Origin of the sequence: Thalassobacillus devorans (assembly GCF_900176565.1) — a bacterium.
GTDB classification, from domain to species: Bacteria; Bacillota; Bacilli; order Bacillales; family Halobacillaceae; genus Thalassobacillus; species Thalassobacillus devorans_A.
Genome location: NZ_FXEH01000004.1, coordinates 355166 through 372717, shown reverse-complemented (window position 1 = coordinate 372717; position 17552 = coordinate 355166). Strand labels below are relative to the sequence as shown.

Sequence of the window (17552 nt, the reverse complement as noted above, 5' to 3'; positions counted from 1 at the left end):
TAATCAGCTGCTGACCTTTTTCATGGCTTTTTTATGTTACAGAAGGGCCATTACAGACCTTGTGTATTTATCAATAACAATCTCCTTATCTCCCTCATCAAGATGGTGAAACGGCTGTTCATTAGGCAGCACAATATGGCTTAAGAAAATCCCGCCTAATTGACGTGCGCATAATTCCGTGTCCACATTATCACCTGCGAAGTGATGATCTAGTCCATTTTTCAAACTTGTAAATATCAGCTTCGGCAGGTCAATCTCTTCTGTAAGGTTCCCCATAAGGCTTTCCGATATCAACATCTTTACCAGTGGGGTGTTTTTCGAAAGCACTTCCAGCCTGTTTTCAATAATCTTTCTGAAGAAATATTCTGTATCTGCCTCATCCGCTAATTTCATAACCTTGGAATTAAATTGGTTTTCAAGGACATGTTTGATGACACTGATAAATAGGTTCTGCTTTGTTGCAAACTTACGGTACAGCGTCACTTCTGCTACATCTGCTTCTTTTGCTATTTCTTGTGTTGTAGCCTGTAGTCCCTTTTTAATAAAAACAGCTACTGCCGCCTTCAAAATTTGATCTGTCTTATCTTTCAAGCTATTCACCCCACTTGTACTTCCTTCCTAGCTTTTATTTTCACAAAACGATCCAAAATAATCAAGACAACAGGCATAACGACCACCGTGCTGAATAATGCCAATGAGATATTGATCAATGTCATCAACCCGAAATTACTCAAGATGACAAAGTCAGATATCAGAAGGGCGCTAAAGCCGCCAATTGTCGTCAACGCGGACGTAAAAATAGCTTTTCCGATTTTCTGGTTGGAAATCCGGACTGCCACTTCAGCACTGTTCCCTTTTTCTCGTTCTTCATAATATCGTTCCATGATGAGAACCGTAAACTCTGTCCCAATACCAATGATTAGCGCGCCCAGGGTCGCAGTCAACGGAGTATAATCAATACCTAAAAAGTACATCGCTCCCCCTGACCATCCGATAATCAGGATGATCGGTACAAGAGGGATGAATGCTTTGACTGGGTGACGGTAAAGGATCAACAAGCCCAAGAAGACTAGTCCCATTCCAAGCAGGGTCATTTGATACCTTCCTGATGTTAAGGCAGAAATCATTTCTACATCTAACACGGATTTTCCTGTTATTGTAGTTTCTACTTCAGCAGCCTCATTTTCCTCCAGATATGTTTCCATATCCTTCAGAAATTCTTGCAGAGGTTCAGACTCCAGATGCTTGATACCGACGTTTATTACACCCTGTGTATGTTCTTCATTGATCAACAGTTTGGACTGATCCGCCGGCATATCTTCCAGCTGGGATGCCCAGTCCCCATCTTCCGGAAGCTCACCATCATTCATCTGCTTGATAGCGGTCGTGATTGATTTAGCATCTACCACTTCTGAAAAATCATCATCCAGTGACTCACTAACACTATCCACCCAAGTCATGACATCCTTGTTGATTACATCTTCACCTTTATAGACAATGGACACCTGGTCGGTTGTACCGATGACATCTCTGATCTTATGGATATCTGCAAGCGCCTGATCATCCTGGGGCATGAAGCTTTCCACGTCAGTTTCAACCCCGGCATCTGTATCCACCCATATCCCCAAGGCTGCGGTCAAGATGGCCAGCAGAATGATTAGCCACCTTAGCTTGATCAATTGTTTCGTGAATTTATCAAGGAAACGATCTCCTTTTCCCGCCCCTTTTCTCCTGACAGTTTTCGTTTTCTTGCTTCCGAAAAAATAATCACGGGTGAACAGGATAGGGATCAACAAGAATAATCCGACAAAGAAACTTACAATCATCCCGACTGTCAGCATTTTACCGAAATCCTGAATCATAGGGACAGGCGAGGTATACAAGGAAATAAAACCTAACGCTGTTGCAATCAAAGCGGTCATTACTGCCGGAACCATTTTTGTAACAGTCCGATGCAAGCTTTCTTCTGACTGGTTCGTAAATGATTTATTGCTCATGAGAATCCTCTCCTTCATTCAATTCTTCGGTGTATCGACTGTGAAACTGGATGGCATAGTCAATACCTAATCCGATCAAGATCGGGAACACAGCCATGGAAACCATTGTAATTGGGATATTAAGCCATCCCATCAGACCGACAGTTCCGATAACGGCTACCATAATTACAACTAATGATAGTAAGCGCCAACTTACTTTAAAGATGATGGAAAGGACAATGATCATAAATGCCACAGACAACATCATCATTTTCTGCATACTCTCTTTCATTGACGTCCGGATGGAATCATCCAAGACCGGTTTTCCAGACACCATTGTCTCCACCTGATCGTTCGGGTTTTCTTTCATATAGGAATTTATCGTCGCTATCGTATTGCTTTTCACCGAATCTTCGACATTGCCTTCGAACTTGATGATCATCAACATATATTTGTTATCAAGCACCACTTCCTCAAATGAGGTCCTAAGCTGGTGGTCGTCATCATAAATCAAATGGTCCAGCGTTGCCTGTTTTTCCGGCAGACCTGACTTCATTGTGTCGGAATAAGCGGTCACCGTTTCAACATTGTCACTGATAGAAAGGAGATGCTCACCCAGTTTGTCCATCTCTTTCTTCTGCTGTTCCTGTTGGGTTTGGAAACCTTCCAATTGTTTGGTTTGCTGGTCTGACCCCGCCTCCATATGTTCACCGGACTCCTTCAGCTGTCTCCCCATTTCCTTTAATCCTTCGTTGATTTCCCCTATTCCTTCCATGGATTTCTCCTGCTGTTTCTCTGCTATCTGCTCCACTAAAGTAACCGGACTGAATACACTGAACACAGCATTATTATCCTCCAGCTGATCTTCAAGCCCTTTCATATGCTGTAAATTTTCAGGAGTAAGCAAATCTTCCCCTTCATAAAGTACAGTGATGGATTCTCCACCAAATTCTTCTTCCAGCTTTTGATTATCCTGATAAACTTCAGTGTCTGTTTGGACCAATGTTTCATTACCAGTTGCCATATGGACATTTCTTGCCCCTGCTGCCATTAGTACGATTATTAGTAATGCTATGAAGATGACCCGCATCGGATGTCGCGCCAATACCCTGGTTAAAAAATTAAATACTTTCATTTCCCCACCCCTTTGAATGTTAGCGGTAACTTACATATATTTTATAAAAATATGCCGGAAATCAAACCCCGGCAATTTTGTGTTAGTAATTACTAACATTCATTTTATATTATAAAATTCGTTTTGTAAACCCGAAAACCCAGCCTCCCTTATGGGTGGCTGGATTTGACAAGGTTAATAGGGGTGATTCTTTTAAAGTGCTTTTACCAGTCCGCCATCGACTACAAGTGACTGCCCAGTCAAATAAGTATTCGCTCCGGAAGCCAGAAATACGATTGCTCTTGCGAATTCCTCCGGTTCCCCATAGCGGCCGATCGGGATCGACTGTTCCGTTTGCTGCTTCACTTCCTCAGCTGTAACTCCCAGCTTTTCTGCTCTTTTTTCATCCAACTGGGCAACTCTATCGGTTGCAATTCTCCCTGGACCTACCGTATTGATTAAGATATTATCACCAGCCAGCTCCTGGGATAGTGATTTCGATAGACCAACGATGCCGGCACGAAATGTATTGGACAAAATCAGGTTATCCAATGTCTGTTTGATCGAAGACGAAGCGATATTGACGATTCTTCCGCTTTGCTGCTCCCGCATTGAAGGAAGTACTTCACGTACGGTCCGGACAAAGCTCAGCAGGTTTAACTCAAATGCCCCCTGCCAGTCTTCATCCGTAAACTTATCAAAGGTGCCTGCTGGCGGGCCACCGGCATTGTTGACCAACACATCTACAGTCCCGTTCCAATCCACCGCTTTTTGAATCAGTTGTTTAATTTGAGATGCATCAGTGACATCACAGACACCATAATCTACATGGCTATTCCCACTAACTTCCTGAATCTCTTTTTTAGCGGCCTGTAGTTCTTCTTCATTCCTGCTGGAAATTAATACATGGGCTCCTTCTTTTGCGAACTCCAGTGCTGTCGCTTTACCCAAGCCTTTACTTGAAGCAGTCACAATCACTGATTTTCCTTGTAATTGAAAGTCCAAATCCTACACCCTTTCCTATCGTTTCTTCAAGTCTACTACATTATTTTTTAGTTTGCAGAATCCATCAATCTCGCATTCAATCACATCTCCATCGCGGATAACCACCGCTCCAGGAGTCCCTGTGGAAATGATGTCACCTGGCTGTAGTGTCATCACTTGGGAATGAAAAGCCACGAGATAATAAGGATTAAAAGTCATATTGCTTACGAAGTTTTTTCGATGGCATTCGCCATTAATGATTGTTGCTACTTCTAAATCAAACAAATCGTCCACTTCATCCGTAGTAACAAATTCTGGGCCGAAACTGAAAAAAGTATCGAAACTTTTCGAGCGCGTCAAATAACGGGGATTACGCTGGAGAATGTCCTCTGCGGTCATATCAATGATGGTCGTATAACCGGCAATAACCTCTTCCGCTTCTGACTCGGAAATATTTTTACATTCCTTCCTGATGATCACTCCTAATTCTGCTTCCGCTGTTGTACGCTCTGACTGTAAAGGTAACTGGATGGTATCGTTGTGACCGATAATTGTGGTTGCTGGTTTCATAAAGCTTGCCGGCTCTGAACTTGGAGCTATTTCCTTCAGGTCAGAAGCATGATCGACGTAGTTAAGCCCTATTCCCCAAATTTTTCTCGGATACCGATAAAGTGGTCGATAGACAGCCTCATCACTTGCCAGATAATGAGGGCTGATTTTCTCGAGTTCATCTGCACTTTTATCCTTCCACCAATCTATTAAGGACAATAGTTTTCCTTCCTCAATCAAATCAAATAGACCTATAGGCCAATCTGTACCCAGCACATCATTGAGAGATTGGATAGTGAGCAGACGCTCACCATCCACAATAGCAGCGACTTCTATGCCGCCATGATTGATTGTTGCTAATCGCATAACCTTCCCCCCTATTTGCCTGCTTCTGCCGTCTGGTTCGATGGCAGATTTGGTGTGTTTTTAAAATTGGTAAATAGTACGTATGAGAATACGATTAAACCAATCAAATCTGTCCAGATGCCAGGGTAAATCAATAGCAGTGCAGCTGCACCGGATACCGCCCTGAGCCAACCCGGTACCTCTTCCATAAAGTAACCTTCCGTCATGATCGATAATAAGAATACTCCGATTAACGATGTGATGGTGATGACAATAATATTCATAAAGTTAGCATCGATCATTAGCATTTCATGCGAGAACACGAACATGAATGGTACGATGAACCCGGCAATCGCAAGTTTCATCGCCTGGAATCCAGTCTGATTCGGATTTCCTCCTGCTATCCCGGCCCCTGCGAATGCGGCCAGCGCGACAGGCGGTGTAATATTAGCAAAAATACCAAAATAGAACACAAACATATGAGCAACGAATGTAGCAGTTTCCGTAGACCCTGCAAGTTCCCTGTACAACGGAAGCTGTAACAGGATTGGTGCTGCCATCGTACTGGTAATGATATACGTTGGAATACTAGGCAGACCCATTCCAAGAATAATAGAAGTGATCATTGTCAGGAACAAGGTGATGATCAGCTGGATTAATGGACTGTTCACAGCACTACCGATATTGACGATGCTGTTGGCAATTTCCAACGCCACCCCTGTCAAAGAGGCAATACCTACAACAATACCGACAGCCCCACAGGCAATCGCAACAGGGACCGTGGTTCTTGCTCCATCTTCCAAAGCTTTAAGCGTGTCTTTCACACCTACTTCATCAGCTTCAAGCTTCAGCCATTTTCTCCATAGATTGATAGCCAAAGGAATACCAATAATCAAGAGTAATTCCCACCAATCACTGCGCACCTTCGGCATAGCTCCGCCACTGAAAAGGGCAGACAGCTGCGGCTGAAAAATCAGGAACAAGGAAATACCAGTTATAATTGGTACCATCTGCTTCGAACCGGCAATCACCACGGTTGCGATGATGGACCAGAAAGCCGCATAAAATGGTGTCTTTCCTGAAAACAACAGGTACAACAAAATCATCATCGGTATGATTAAATGCCCGCGTTTGGCAATGACTGCTTTCAACCTTGGCAGTTCACTTTTTGGCATCCCCTGCAGCCCGCGCTTTGAAGCTCGGAAATGGACTTGCAGTAATATTCCGACATAGAATAGCAGTGCCGGAATGATACCAGCCAGAATGATTTTGGTATAAGCTACGTTCAGGTTTTCCGCCATGATAAAGGCGGCTGCTCCCATGATTGGCGGGAGAATCTGTCCACCGACACTAGCTGCCGATTCCACGGCACCAGCGAAATTCTTTTTATAACCAATCTTCTTCATCAACGGAATTGTAAACGCACCCGTTGTTACTACGTTTGCGATTGCGGAACCATTGATCGAACCAAGAAACCCACTGGAGATGACAGCGACTTTTGCCGGACCACCTTTGGTATGTCCCGCAACAGCTAAGGCGAGATCATTGAACAACTGACCCATTCCGGATCGTCCTAAAAATGCCCCGAATAGTATAAATAAGATGATGTAACTGGCTGATACACCAATCGCTGTACCAAGAACCCCTTCCGTAATAAAAACGAGTTGTCCGATGATTTGCTTCGATACACTTAAAACGACAGGGGATGTCAATTCTGGATAAATCGAGAGTTTTACATAGAACCCATAAATGAGGAAACCGAGCGCTAATAAAGACAGGCCCCACCCTGTTACCCTGCGCGTAATATCGAATAATAAAAATAGGATAAGCAATCCAATATAGAAATCCGTATCATTGATACGTCCACCCGATTCTATAATACGTTCTGCAGTAAAAAACATATAAATACCGACACCGAGTGACAGTGCAGCAGTGAAATAATCATAGAAAGGAACCGATTTGGCCGGTTTTCCTTTTCTGCGAACAAATGGATATAGTAAGAAACCAAGTGTCATCAATGTGTATAAGTGAATACTCCGCTGCTTGATATCAACAAGCGATCCAGCATAGGAGGTATATAAATGGAACAGTGATAAGGAAATTGCCAAAATAGAAATTACGAGTGCTATCGGCTTTGTGATACCTGTCCTTACTGTACTTTCGCGGTCATAATCTTCTGCTGATTTTTTCTGTTTCTTCCCCATACGCTCACCTCATTCTAGTAGCTATATAATAACCGATGGCATGGAGCAAATTTGCTTCTTCCACTGTGAAACGATAGGAGTGAGAAGCTCTCATCTGCCAGACCTCGTCTCCACGTATGACACGATGATCCGTTGTTTTTCCTGTTCTCGTCACCATTTCCATGCCAATCGGCTGATGAATGTCTGTCATGTAAACCCAGCCGTCTTTAATAAATGTATCCTCACCAGTATCACTTGGCACCCCGGCCCCAAATGTTTTGAACCTTGTCGAGTCAAGGACAATTTGACCTTCTTCCACTTTAAAGAACTCTTCCCATTCCTCATTTTCAACAGAATGTGTCCACCGAATCGAAAAGTCATTCTCCTGCTGAAGATATAGCACCTTTTCCATCTCATCCTCTCCAGAAACTTTAAGTACAGGAATCGTGTAGAACACCATCACCGGAAGCAGGAGGATAATGCAAGCAGCAAGAAAAAGAATGATTCGTTTCATGTGCCTATTTTAAAAAGGGCACCAAATCGATGCCCTTTTTGCTTACTCCAGAATTCCTTGTTCTTCATAAAATTTCTCTGCTCCCGGATGGAGAGGTGCAATTAAGTCTTTAGCAATTTCATCACGGTCTAATTGCTTAAGTGCTCCGACTGCAACTTCATCTGTTCCCAGATATTCGTAATATCGTTTTGTCATGTCATAGACGACATCTTCGCTTAAATCAGGAGAAACGATAATCATGTTTTGAATACCTACTGTCTCTACTTTATTCTCTAACTCATATTGAGCTTCGTTGCCTGCTTCAATCGTATATTCTTTATAGAATGGATATTTCTCCATCAGTTTTTCAGCTGTATCCCCTTTGATTTCTACAAAGTTAATGTCCGTCTGCTGCATCAAATCAGTGATATTACTGTTTGGTACTCCGGATGTAAAGAATGCCGCATCCAGATTTCCGTTTTTCATTTCCTGTACACTGTCAGCGTAGCCGGTATGCGTCACTTTAGATAAATCGTCGTAAGTCAGTTCCACAGACTCTAATACTTTCTTCGCACTTTGTTCTACTCCGGAACCCACCTTACCAACACCGACTTTTTTACCTTCTAAATCTTCGATGGATTCAATCCCGCTATCTTTCAAAGCAACTACTTGGACAACATTCTGATACATACCAGCCATTGCTTGTACATCAACAGAGCCACCATCGAATTGCCCAGTACCTTCGATCGCATCATAGCCTACATCACTCATGATAATTGCCATCTGGTTCAATCCATCCTGAATGTTCTGAATATTAGCGACAGAAGCACCAGTGGACTCCACCGTAACATTGCCAATTTGATCACTCTCTTCAAAAATAGGCTTCAATGCCCCGCCGATCGGATAATAGGTTCCAGATGTACCACCTGTACCAAATACAATCGATTGGTCACCAGAACCACCGGATCCTCCTTCAGAACCACCTGCTTCATCATTACCACCGCAAGCAGCAAGCAGCATGACAATGGCTAACGTAAAAATAAATGATAATCGCTTTATCATATAAAAACCCCCATTTCGAAATATAAACTAATTACATGTTACCGCTTACATGTTATTTTTTGAATATTATGACCATATTGGACATTTTGGTCATTTTGGTCACAATATTAATGTTTTAAAAAATGATATTAAAAAAGCCCACCTCATTTCAAATGAGATAAGCCTGTTTAAGGATTAATTTTATATCGATTTACAGGGCGTCCAACGCCGCCATACTGAATATCCAGGACGACCTCCCCGATATTCTTCAAATAATCCAGGTACCTTCTAGCTGTTACACGGGCAATGCCAATCCCATCTGCAACTTGTTCTGCAGAAAGGGCTTCCTTCTGCTCCCTTAAGAAAAGAATTATCTGCTCCAGCGTCTGTTCATTCAAACCTTTCGGAAGTTCTTTTGACGACGATGGTGACTGTTTGGCACCGGTGATTACATCATCTATTTGCTTCTGGGCCAGCTCTCCCTCACCGGAAAAACGTTGATGCAGGTCCCGGTAGCGAGTCAGCGCCTGCTCCAGGCGCTTGAACTTGAATGGTTTGACAATATAGTCCGTCGCGCCTCGCTGCAGCATCTTTTTAATCGTTCCTTTATCGTTGGCAGCTGTAATTACAATGACATCTATATCCAGTTGGTCCCCTCGAAGCTGTTCCAGTGTTTCCATCCCATCTTTTTCAGGCATATAAATATCTAACACAATCAAGTCAGGTTTAATTTTCCTGGTGAGCTCCATTCCCTCTTCTCCGTCAGAAGCAATTGCTTCCACTTGAAATCCAGGGACGCGTTCGATGAACTGCCTGTTTACTTCCTGAACCATCGGATCATCTTCAATCAACAAAACTTTTATTAATGGTGATGTCATGCTTTCTCCTCCTTCAAGTTCATCGGAAATGTCAGCAAAACGCTCGTCCCTTCTCCTGGTTGAGAAATGACTTCTATTTCTCCCTGGCCTTTTTCCACTGTTTTATGGACGAGATACAAACCATAGCCTGAGCCACCTTCCCCTTTCGTGGTGTAGCCTTTCTCAAAAATATGATTCATTTTCTCTTTTGGAATTCCTTTTCCATTATCCTCTACTGCTATGGAACAAATGGTATCATCCTGTTTGATGGAGATATCCACCCATTTCTGATCCCGTTTGATACCATGGAAAGAGTGAAAGGCATTTTCAATTAAGTTTCCTAAAATCAGCACAAAATCATGTTTGTCCAGTAACGGGGGATAGCTTTTTAATTCACTGGTTTCATCAATGGAAACCTCTATCCCTATTTCTTTCCCACGACTCACCTTACTGAGCAGAAGTCCGGAAATACTGTAATCTTTCATATTCGTAATCAAAAACCGGGATAATTCTTCTTGTTTTTCACTAGCGTCAAATACAAATTCCAGCGCCTGCTCCTTTTTGTCCAGCTGAATCAGACCTGCAATCGTGTGAAGCTTATTTAAATGTTCATGGTTTTGTACCCGTAATGCATCGACAAAGGCTTTTACACCCGTTAATTCTTCAGCAAGCTTCGTTGCTTCTGTCCGGTCCTGGAAAACTGCGACAGCACCTACGATTTCATTCTCCACACGGATAGGTACGCGGGTACTCATAATCAACTTGTCCCCGACTCGCATTTCTTCATGATAAACAGGAGCCCCTTCCTGTAATACTTTTAATAATTTAGTCTCACGGACAACAGATTGAATAGGCTCGCCAATCCAGTCTCCTTTTATATCAAGAATTTGTTTCGCTTTATCATTCAGAATCGATATGCTTCCGTCCTTATCAATCGCAACTATCCCTTCATTCATTGCCTGGAAAGTTGCTGTTCTTTCCACTAATAGCTGTACAATTTCATAGGGCTCCAGTCGAAATGTCTGGTCTTTCAAATGCCGGGCAAGCAGCCAGGAACCGATGACCCCGAATAAGGCAGTTAAAAAAAGAACAAATAGAATTTCTTTTTTTATATCGTTTAATATTTCACCTACAGAGGGAAGGATATTGCCTACAATTGCTACACCAATCTGTTCATGGTCCTCACTCATAATGGGAACGAACGCACGGATAGCCGTCCCCATCTCCCCTTGCGCTTTAGCGGTATAGCTGTGTTCCGCAAAGGCAGGACCTTCATCTTTACCGGATGAAACAGTACCTAGCTGATCAGCAACAGGGTGGGAATAGCGAATCCGGTTCATATTCAAAATAACAATATAGTCCGCATCGTTGACAGTTCGAATCCGTTCTACAATGGGATTTATTTTTGTCCAGCCGGCTGGTTCTGTCAAATATTCTTTGATATCAGGAAGGTTAGCTACCGTACGCCCGGTAATCATGGCGTGTTCTCCCAACGCATCTTCTTTCGATTCAATCGTATTTCCAATTACAATAATCCCACCGATCAGAATCGAAAAAAGAACGACCCCAAATGACAGGATTGTGATTTTCCAGCGGATCGGCATATGCTTGAGTGTCATGAGGAATCTTCCTTCCCATCAGGCTATACCTAGTGTACCATTTATTCTTTGGTGTGTTACACTATTGAAAACGATTGCGAGCGAGGTGGCAGGATTGCGCACAGTCATCACGATTACGGCTTTTATCATCACCGGAATTTTCACTGCTCTGTTTTTCGGATTCGATTTGAGTAATGCCTCCAGCTATCTGGAATATGATGATGAGCAGGAAGGGATCAAAGATAAGATTGTCATCCAATTCAGTCATGTAGTGGCAGAGAATACTCCGAAAGGGATGGCAGCCAGAAAATTTGCATCTCTTGTAGAATCACGTACCAATGGTGAAATTAAAATTCAGGTGCATTCCAATGGCACGCTTTACAGTGATCAGAATGAGTATGAAGCACTGAGAGAGGGACGAGTGGAAATGATTGCCCCTGCCACCTCTAATTTAACGAAACGATTTCCAAAATGGCAGGTTCTCGACCTCCCGTTCGTTTTCCCTTCCTATCAAGCTGTCGAGGAAGTCTATGAGGGAGAAATCGGAGAAACGCTGCTCCGTGACCTTGAACAGGATGGCATCAAAGGATTGACCTTTTGGTATAATGATTACAAACAAGTGACCAACAGCAGCCACCCGATCCTATATCCCGAGGATTTTCATCGCCTCCATTTCCGGATCATGCCCAGTCCTGTCATCGAATCCCAGTTCGAACAATTAGGCGCCAGCACCAGTGAACTTCCTTTTAATAAGACATATCGGAATCTCGAAGTGGACTTCGTCAACGGCCAGGAAAACACTGCTTCCAATATCTCTTCAAAGAAATTATTCCAGGATCAGTCCTATATGACTATCAGTAACCATGGTTACCTTGGGTATGCTGTACTGATTAATGAAGCATTTTGGAACAACCTTTCTGATGAACATAGAGAAATCATTGAAGGTGCGATGACAGAAACCACCAACTGGGTGCGACGTCACTCCATTGAAATGAACGACGAGTCTACAAGAAAATTGAGGCAGGAAGAGAACCTGCAGATTGATTACCTGACCCAAGCCCAACAGGAAGCATGGGAACAACGACTCCGTCCGATTTATGAAGAAACAGAATCGATGGTGGGCTCAAAGTTAATGAAGAAAATATATAAATTAAAGGATAAATACAGTAATTAACTAGCTTGTAGGAGGAGAAAACATGAATACAATTTTTGTAGCCGGACATTCGAAATTACCGACTGGAATTGCAGCGAATCATATTTCGGAATCATTGACATTGACCTTAGAAATTGATAAAAAATATGGTGTCATTGTCGATGCATCCTGCACACTGGCAACCGACCATGGCAGAGAATACGTAAAAAACCTATTGAAAGGGTACAGCCTCAAGGAAGGATTGGATGAGCCTTTGAAACAGCTGGAAAATGGTTATAGAGGGAAAGCAGGCAATGCTATTGCAGCTGCCTTAAAAGATTCCTATAAACAGTATCAAATGAACGACTAAAAAAAACCGCTCCTTGTGAGCGGTTTTTTAGTCTATAATTCTTCCGATATCAATGTGATGACACGAAAAAGTTTAATTCGTGACAAGGCTTGGCTTCATTCTATCGGTCATCTTCAAGTGGTTTTGAGGAGGGATGCGGTGAACGATCTCTTTTCCTATTTCTAAGGATGCCGTAGCGGCCGGTGACGGAGCATTACAAACATGGATCGATTTCTTCCCTGGGATGATATAGAAGTCATCCACGAGACGACCATCCTTCAACATCGCTTGCGCTCTTACCCCCGCATGAGTCGGTACTACATCATCCACCTGGATTTCTGGGACGAGGCGTTGCAGACTTTTGACAAACGTCTGTTTATGGAAAGATCGCACCATCTCCTTCAAGCCTTCCTGCAGGTTGCTGCCCGCCATTTTCCAAAAGCCAGGAAAGGTCATCGTCTCCAGCGTATCTTTCAGGTGAAAGGCTGTTTTATGATACCCTTCCCGTTTGAAACTCAGTACGGCATTAGGACCCGCATGAATACTACCATCAATCATCCTGGTCAAATGGACGCCAAGAAAAGGAAAATCCGGGTTCGGAATCGGATATATCAGGTTTTTCACAAGGTGGCGTCTATCATCTTTCAAGGTGAAATACTCGCCGCGGAAAGGTACGATTTTCACGTCTGTCTGAATCTTGGCCATCTTGACCAGGCGGTCACTATGAAGACCGGCACAGTTAATCAGAAAACGGGACAGAATGGTATGCTTATCGGTATCAATAAATACCTCACGGGATGATTCATCAATATTTAATACCTTTGTACCAAGCAGCAAATCTACCCCTGCTTCTTCTACTAACCTCGCCAACGTCTCGGTTACTTGTTTATAGTTGACAATCCCTGTTGTCGGCACCTTTAGGGCAGCTTTTCCATTGACGTGCGGCTCGATTTCCAGCAGTTCTTCCCGACTTAGTCGGGTAGCATTTATGCCATTCTGGTGTGCGTTCTTATAGAGCTTTTCCATTCTTGGCAGCTCTTCGTCTTCGGTCGCCACCAACACTTTTCCACAAACTTCATGCTCGATATCATGCTCTTTACAAAACGCTACCATGGAAGCCGCGCCCTGCTTGGCTAGTCTGGCTTTCATGCTCCCTGGCTTGTAATAGACACCGGAGTGAATAACCCCGCTGTTGCGGCCGGTCTGATGGCTCGCCCAGGATTTTTCTTTTTCTATAACGGCTATTTTAGCAGCCGGATATTTTTTAGTAAGGGAATAGGCGGTAGATAAACCGACTATTCCCCCACCGATTATGGTGAAATCATACATGCTGACTACTCCCTCCTCATCCAACGCTTACTCTGCGAACCTTCCTCGCTGACGCAGTAACTCTCTATGCAATTCCGTATTTTTTTCGAACGCTTCACGCCCATGCAGCCAGAAGCGGTTATTCAACATGATCAAGTCGCCTTCTGGAAGATCAAGACCAATCGTCGCCGGCGAATTCTCCATAGAATGGGACAAGTTCTTTAGATACTTTGCCTGATCGATCGTCTCCGGGTACACGAACTGGTCGATGAAACAAATGCAAGGACCATTGTTATGCTCATAGAAAGTCTGGCGCAGTACATCTTCTGAGACGTTTTTACTTGCAGGCGCTTTGTATGTGAATTTATATTTTGCCAGCGGATGATTATAGAAATAATCCATCTCTTCCCAGTCATCAAGATGAAGCAAGCGGGAGCGTCCGCCAACAGCATTCTCTTCCTCGAACTTCATCATCAGCAGCCAGTCTGTCGGCTCATCGACATAGGTGCCATCGGTGTGCAATGTGAACGTCCGGTAGGCCTGGCGAAGATAGGAATCACTATCATCTGTATGCTTTACCGTAAAACGCGCGTAGTACTTACCTGACATCGCATCGAAGTTCGGCGTACCGACAAGATGGGTCAGTGCCGTAGAAAACTTCACATAGTCCTGATCGTCTTTCGTCCGTCCCTGCAGCCCGACGGTAAAGCCGCCTGTCTTACGATCATGAAGAATACCACGGATTGTCTGTACAAACTCTTCTCCTACTAACTCTACCAGTTTATCAGCCGCCATCAAACGCATATATGGAACATATTCCAGCTGCTCATCACTGACATCCTTTAAGTCTGCTACGAACTTATCAATGACATCGCTTTCAAATTCAATATGATAGAGACGGTGATGTTCCGGGTGCTGCACAACCTTATACCCTTTTCCAGTTTGAAGCTCTAATTTACCTTTTTGTAGATCCATCGCACACATTATTAAAAACCTCCTGATATTTTTGATAGTTTTTGGCTGCTGACGGGCCCTTCAGCGATTAAAAAAAGCCAGTATTGTCCCTTAATTTCAAGGAAAATACTGGCTTCTAAACTGCGTGGGTGCTCTGGTGCTCAGAGCTCTGGCAGTTTTGACAGTCACTTATTTAAATGAACGTTACGGATAAACTAGCAAACCGGCTTTGAAAGGGGATACCTTTCTAAAGGTTGCTTTCTGTTATCTACTATATAGCAATCTAAATTTTCTGTCAATAATATAATTAACTTTTTCACTATGCTTATAGTAATTGTTAAGAGCGCGTACGCTTTTGTAACTTTAAAGCTCATCGTATTTTTCATAGTCGATCGCCCGGTATAGCTCTTTCCTGGTCTGCATATCTTCAAGCCTACTTTGCTGCGTTCCTTTTTCATAGATAGTTCGATACACACGCTCCACCGCTTTGGCAGCTGCACGTAGTGATGTAACAGGATATATCACCATTGAGAATCCAAGTGCAGCAATTTCTTCAGCCGTCTTATAAGGTGTTTTACCAAACTCCGTCATATTGAAAAGTAAGGGAACATCCAGTCTAGAAGCAAAATATTTCATTTCTTCATCTGTGCGTACGGCTTCAGGAAAAATGGCATCTGCTCCCGCTTCGATATAGTATTTTGCTCTATCAATAGCGTCTTCGCTTCCTGTAACAGCTAACGCATCGGTACGGGCGACGATGACCAAGTCAGGTTCCGCTTGCTTCATCAATCGTATCTTTTCCCCCACTTCTTCTTTAATAGTCAATTGCTTGCCATCCAAATGTCCGCACTTTTTCGGAAAAACCTGATCTTCAATCTGAACAGCGGCTACCCTTACTTTTACTAAATCACGGGCCAGCCTTGCCACGTTAAAGGCCTCCCCATATCCAGTGTCGATGTCGACGAGCAATGGTAAGTTTGTAGCATTGATAATTTCTTCTGCCTTGCGAACTAGTTCTTCGTGAGTCATCAATCCGATATCAGGCAGCCCTTTACTTGCAGACAATGCTCCTCCCGATAAGTAAAGGGAGGTAAAACCAATATCTTTTGCAATGATACCTGATAATCCATGATGAGCCCCCACCAGCCGCAGTAATTCCTTGCTCTTCATCTGGTTTCGAAATGATATACTCAATTCCTTCTGCCCTGTTCGCTCATCCATCATCCATGACATCTACAATCCCCCCTGCTCTACAAGCTCATTGAAATATGCCTGGACTTCTTTATTCGGAAGCTTCTTCTCATTATGAAAATTTAATAGTTCCTTCGTCCGTTTTTTTGTATATCGAACTTCCATATTCTTAAGAAACTTAGCTTCTAAAAGAGGGTAGCCTTCTTGTCTGCGTTCACGATGACCAATTGGATACCGTACCTCTACCCGTTCCGTAGTGCTTCCATCTACAAAATGAACAGTAACTGCATTAGCAATTGAACGCTTATCCGGGTGAAGATACTCTTCGGTATAGTCAGCATTTTCTACTACTTTCATTTTTTCTCGAAGCTGATCGATCTCAGGGTGAGCCAGTGCAAAATCATCCTCATAATGGTCTGCTTCCAATTCTCCTAAGAGCAGTCCAACAGCTGTGATGTACTGAATGCAATGGTCACGGTCAGCCGGGTTATTCAATTCCCCCGTCTTGTCGATAATCCGCTTGGCTGATTCCTGCGTTTCAATGACGATCTTTTGCACCTCTTCCACTCTTCCCTTCACTTGGTCATGAAGGGTGACGGCACATTCCGCAGCGGTCTGTGCGTGGAATTCTGCAGGGAAGGATATTTTAAATAAAACATTTTCCATCACATAGTCTTTCATTTCCCGGGAAAGTGTCAGCTCCTTCCCATCTAACATGACATCTTGAAATCCCCAAGTTTTAGCACTGAGTGCTGTCGGATAGCCCATTTCATCTTTCATCGCCATTAAGGCAAGGCGGACTCCACGGCTGGTCGCATCCCCTGCTGCCCATGATTTTCGGGACCCCGTATTCGGAAAATGGCGGTAAGTTCTCAAGCTTCCATTATCAATCCATGCATTGCTGACAGCATTCATCACTTGCTGTTTCGTTCCCCCTAACATGGCTGCAGCGACTGCAGTTGTTGCAATTTTAACGAATAGCACATGATCAATTCCCTGTCGGTTCATGCTATTGCTTAGTGCCAGAATCCCCTGAATTTCATGCGCCTGGATAGAACGGTAGAGCACTTCTTTCATAGTCAAAGGGGCTTTACCTTCTGACAGACGTTTACGAGAAAGGTAGTCAGCTAAAGCTAATATTCCTCCAAGATTATCGGATGGGTGTCCCCATTCTTCTGCAAGCCAGGTATCGTTATAATCTAGCCAGCGAATTAATAACCCGATATTGAAGGCAGCCTGGACAGGGTCCAATTCATAAGAAGTCCCGGGAACGCGCGCACCATTAGGTGTCTGTATCCCTGGTACAATCGGACCCAAGTGTTTTGTACACTCCGGGTATTTCTGTGCAAGAATCACACACCCGACGGAATCCAACAAAACATAGCGGGCATTACGATAGGCTTCCTCACTGAATTGCTGCTCTTCTGTCACGTAAGCAGCGATTTTTTCAATCACTTCATCAAATACTTGCATGTTCC

Annotated in this window: 16 protein-coding genes; 2 read left to right on the top strand and 14 right to left on the bottom strand. The window is 43.5% G+C overall.

The window, feature by feature from the left end:
* Nucleotides 1-36: 36 nt before the first annotated feature.
* The 10 genes from B9Y67_RS03770 to B9Y67_RS03725 all read right to left on the bottom strand — a co-directional run bounded on the left by B9Y67_RS03770 (nucleotide 37) and on the right by B9Y67_RS03725 (nucleotide 11161).
* Nucleotides 37-600 carry a TetR/AcrR family transcriptional regulator gene (locus tag B9Y67_RS03770; protein ID WP_254901692.1) on the bottom strand — a complete coding sequence of 188 codons (564 nt, stop codon included), beginning with the start codon at nucleotides 598-600 and terminating at the stop codon, nucleotides 37-39.
* Nucleotides 597-1997 (bottom strand): efflux RND transporter permease subunit, encoded by a 1401-nt coding sequence (locus B9Y67_RS03765; RefSeq protein WP_085505434.1) that lies wholly within the window; start codon nucleotides 1995-1997, stop codon nucleotides 597-599. Before B9Y67_RS03765 ends, B9Y67_RS03770 begins: the two co-directional genes overlap by 4 nt.
* Nucleotides 1987-3111 (bottom strand): MMPL family transporter, encoded by a 1125-nt coding sequence (locus B9Y67_RS03760; RefSeq protein ID WP_085505433.1) that lies wholly within the window; start codon nucleotides 3109-3111, stop codon nucleotides 1987-1989. The genes B9Y67_RS03765 and B9Y67_RS03760 overlap by 11 nt, the downstream gene beginning before the upstream one ends.
* Nucleotides 3112-3303: 192 nt before the next feature.
* Nucleotides 3304-4095 (bottom strand): SDR family oxidoreductase, encoded by a 792-nt coding sequence (locus tag B9Y67_RS03755; protein ID WP_085505432.1) that lies wholly within the window; start codon nucleotides 4093-4095, stop codon nucleotides 3304-3306.
* A gap of 15 nt (nucleotides 4096-4110) precedes the next feature.
* Nucleotides 4111-4989 (bottom strand): fumarylacetoacetate hydrolase family protein, encoded by an 879-nt coding sequence (locus tag B9Y67_RS03750; protein ID WP_085505431.1) that lies wholly within the window; start codon nucleotides 4987-4989, stop codon nucleotides 4111-4113.
* 11 nt (nucleotides 4990-5000) lie between these two features.
* Entirely contained in the window at nucleotides 5001-7172 is a 2172-nt protein-coding gene (locus B9Y67_RS03745) for a TRAP transporter permease (RefSeq protein ID WP_085505430.1), read from the bottom strand.
* 4 nt (nucleotides 7173-7176) lie between these two features.
* A complete protein-coding gene (locus B9Y67_RS03740; protein WP_085505429.1) occupies nucleotides 7177-7665 on the bottom strand; it encodes a DUF1850 domain-containing protein in 489 nt (162 codons plus the stop codon).
* A 42-nt stretch (nucleotides 7666-7707) separates the two neighbouring features.
* On the bottom strand, nucleotides 7708-8706 hold the full coding sequence (locus B9Y67_RS03735) for a TAXI family TRAP transporter solute-binding subunit (protein WP_085505428.1): 999 nt from the start codon (nucleotides 8704-8706) through the stop codon (nucleotides 7708-7710).
* 167 nt (nucleotides 8707-8873) lie between these two features.
* A complete protein-coding gene (locus B9Y67_RS03730; RefSeq protein WP_085505427.1) occupies nucleotides 8874-9563 on the bottom strand; it encodes a response regulator in 690 nt (229 codons plus the stop codon).
* Nucleotides 9560-11161, bottom strand: coding sequence for an ATP-binding protein (locus B9Y67_RS03725; RefSeq protein WP_085505426.1), 1602 nt, complete (start codon nucleotides 11159-11161; stop codon nucleotides 9560-9562). The genes B9Y67_RS03730 and B9Y67_RS03725 overlap by 4 nt, the downstream gene beginning before the upstream one ends.
* A gap of 64 nt (nucleotides 11162-11225) precedes the next feature.
* On the opposite strand from B9Y67_RS03725, the gene B9Y67_RS03720 reads away from it, so the two are divergent.
* Complete coding sequence (locus tag B9Y67_RS03720; protein WP_254901691.1) at nucleotides 11226-12314, top strand: DctP family TRAP transporter solute-binding subunit; 1089 nt, start codon at nucleotides 11226-11228, stop codon at nucleotides 12312-12314.
* Between the two features lie 22 nt (nucleotides 12315-12336).
* Nucleotides 12337-12642: a DUF3870 domain-containing protein gene (locus tag B9Y67_RS03715; protein ID WP_085505424.1), complete on the top strand. Its 306-nt coding sequence runs from the start codon at nucleotides 12337-12339 to the stop codon at nucleotides 12640-12642.
* A 72-nt stretch (nucleotides 12643-12714) separates the two neighbouring features.
* On the opposite strand, the gene lhgO is transcribed toward B9Y67_RS03715, so the two are convergent.
* From lhgO to B9Y67_RS03695, 4 genes are all read right to left on the bottom strand, one after another.
* Nucleotides 12715-13950: an L-2-hydroxyglutarate oxidase gene (gene lhgO, locus B9Y67_RS03710; RefSeq protein ID WP_085505423.1), complete on the bottom strand. Its 1236-nt coding sequence runs from the start codon at nucleotides 13948-13950 to the stop codon at nucleotides 12715-12717.
* Between the two features lie 27 nt (nucleotides 13951-13977).
* Entirely contained in the window at nucleotides 13978-14913 is a 936-nt protein-coding gene (gene glaH / locus B9Y67_RS03705; RefSeq protein WP_085505422.1) for a glutarate dioxygenase GlaH, read from the bottom strand.
* A 333-nt stretch (nucleotides 14914-15246) separates the two neighbouring features.
* Nucleotides 15247-16116: a methylisocitrate lyase gene (gene prpB, locus B9Y67_RS03700; protein WP_085505421.1), complete on the bottom strand. Its 870-nt coding sequence runs from the start codon at nucleotides 16114-16116 to the stop codon at nucleotides 15247-15249.
* Nucleotides 16117-17547: a bifunctional 2-methylcitrate dehydratase/aconitate hydratase gene (locus B9Y67_RS03695; protein WP_085505420.1), complete on the bottom strand. Its 1431-nt coding sequence runs from the start codon at nucleotides 17545-17547 to the stop codon at nucleotides 16117-16119.
* Between the last annotated feature and the right edge of the window lie 5 nt (nucleotides 17548-17552).

Excerpts from the sequence above, each read along its gene's own strand:
- prpB (WP_085505421.1), bottom strand. The coding sequence starts at position 16,116 with ATGTCATGGATGATGGATGAGCGAACAGGGCAGAAGGAATTGAGTATA.
- B9Y67_RS03730 (WP_085505427.1), bottom strand. The coding sequence starts at position 9,563 with ATGACATCACCATTAATAAAAGTTTTGTTGATTGAAGATGATCCGATG.
- B9Y67_RS03715 (WP_085505424.1), top strand. The coding sequence starts at position 12,337 with ATGAATACAATTTTTGTAGCCGGACATTCGAAATTACCGACTGGAATT.
- B9Y67_RS03765 (WP_085505434.1), bottom strand. The coding sequence starts at position 1,997 with ATGAGCAATAAATCATTTACGAACCAGTCAGAAGAAAGCTTGCATCGG.
- lhgO (WP_085505423.1), bottom strand. The coding sequence starts at position 13,950 with ATGTATGATTTCACCATAATCGGTGGGGGAATAGTCGGTTTATCTACC.
- B9Y67_RS03750 (WP_085505431.1), bottom strand. The coding sequence starts at position 4,989 with ATGCGATTAGCAACAATCAATCATGGCGGCATAGAAGTCGCTGCTATT.
- B9Y67_RS03740 (WP_085505429.1), bottom strand. The coding sequence starts at position 7,665 with ATGAAACGAATCATTCTTTTTCTTGCTGCTTGCATTATCCTCCTGCTT.
- B9Y67_RS03735 (WP_085505428.1), bottom strand. The coding sequence starts at position 8,706 with ATGATAAAGCGATTATCATTTATTTTTACGTTAGCCATTGTCATGCTG.
- B9Y67_RS03695 (WP_085505420.1), bottom strand. The coding sequence starts at position 17,547 with ATGCAAGTATTTGATGAAGTGATTGAAAAAATCGCTGCTTACGTGACA.
- B9Y67_RS03760 (WP_085505433.1), bottom strand. The coding sequence starts at position 3,111 with ATGAAAGTATTTAATTTTTTAACCAGGGTATTGGCGCGACATCCGATG.
- B9Y67_RS03725 (WP_085505426.1), bottom strand. The coding sequence starts at position 11,161 with ATGACACTCAAGCATATGCCGATCCGCTGGAAAATCACAATCCTGTCA.
- B9Y67_RS03745 (WP_085505430.1), bottom strand. The coding sequence starts at position 7,172 with ATGGGGAAGAAACAGAAAAAATCAGCAGAAGATTATGACCGCGAAAGT.
- glaH (WP_085505422.1), bottom strand. The coding sequence starts at position 14,913 with ATGTGTGCGATGGATCTACAAAAAGGTAAATTAGAGCTTCAAACTGGA.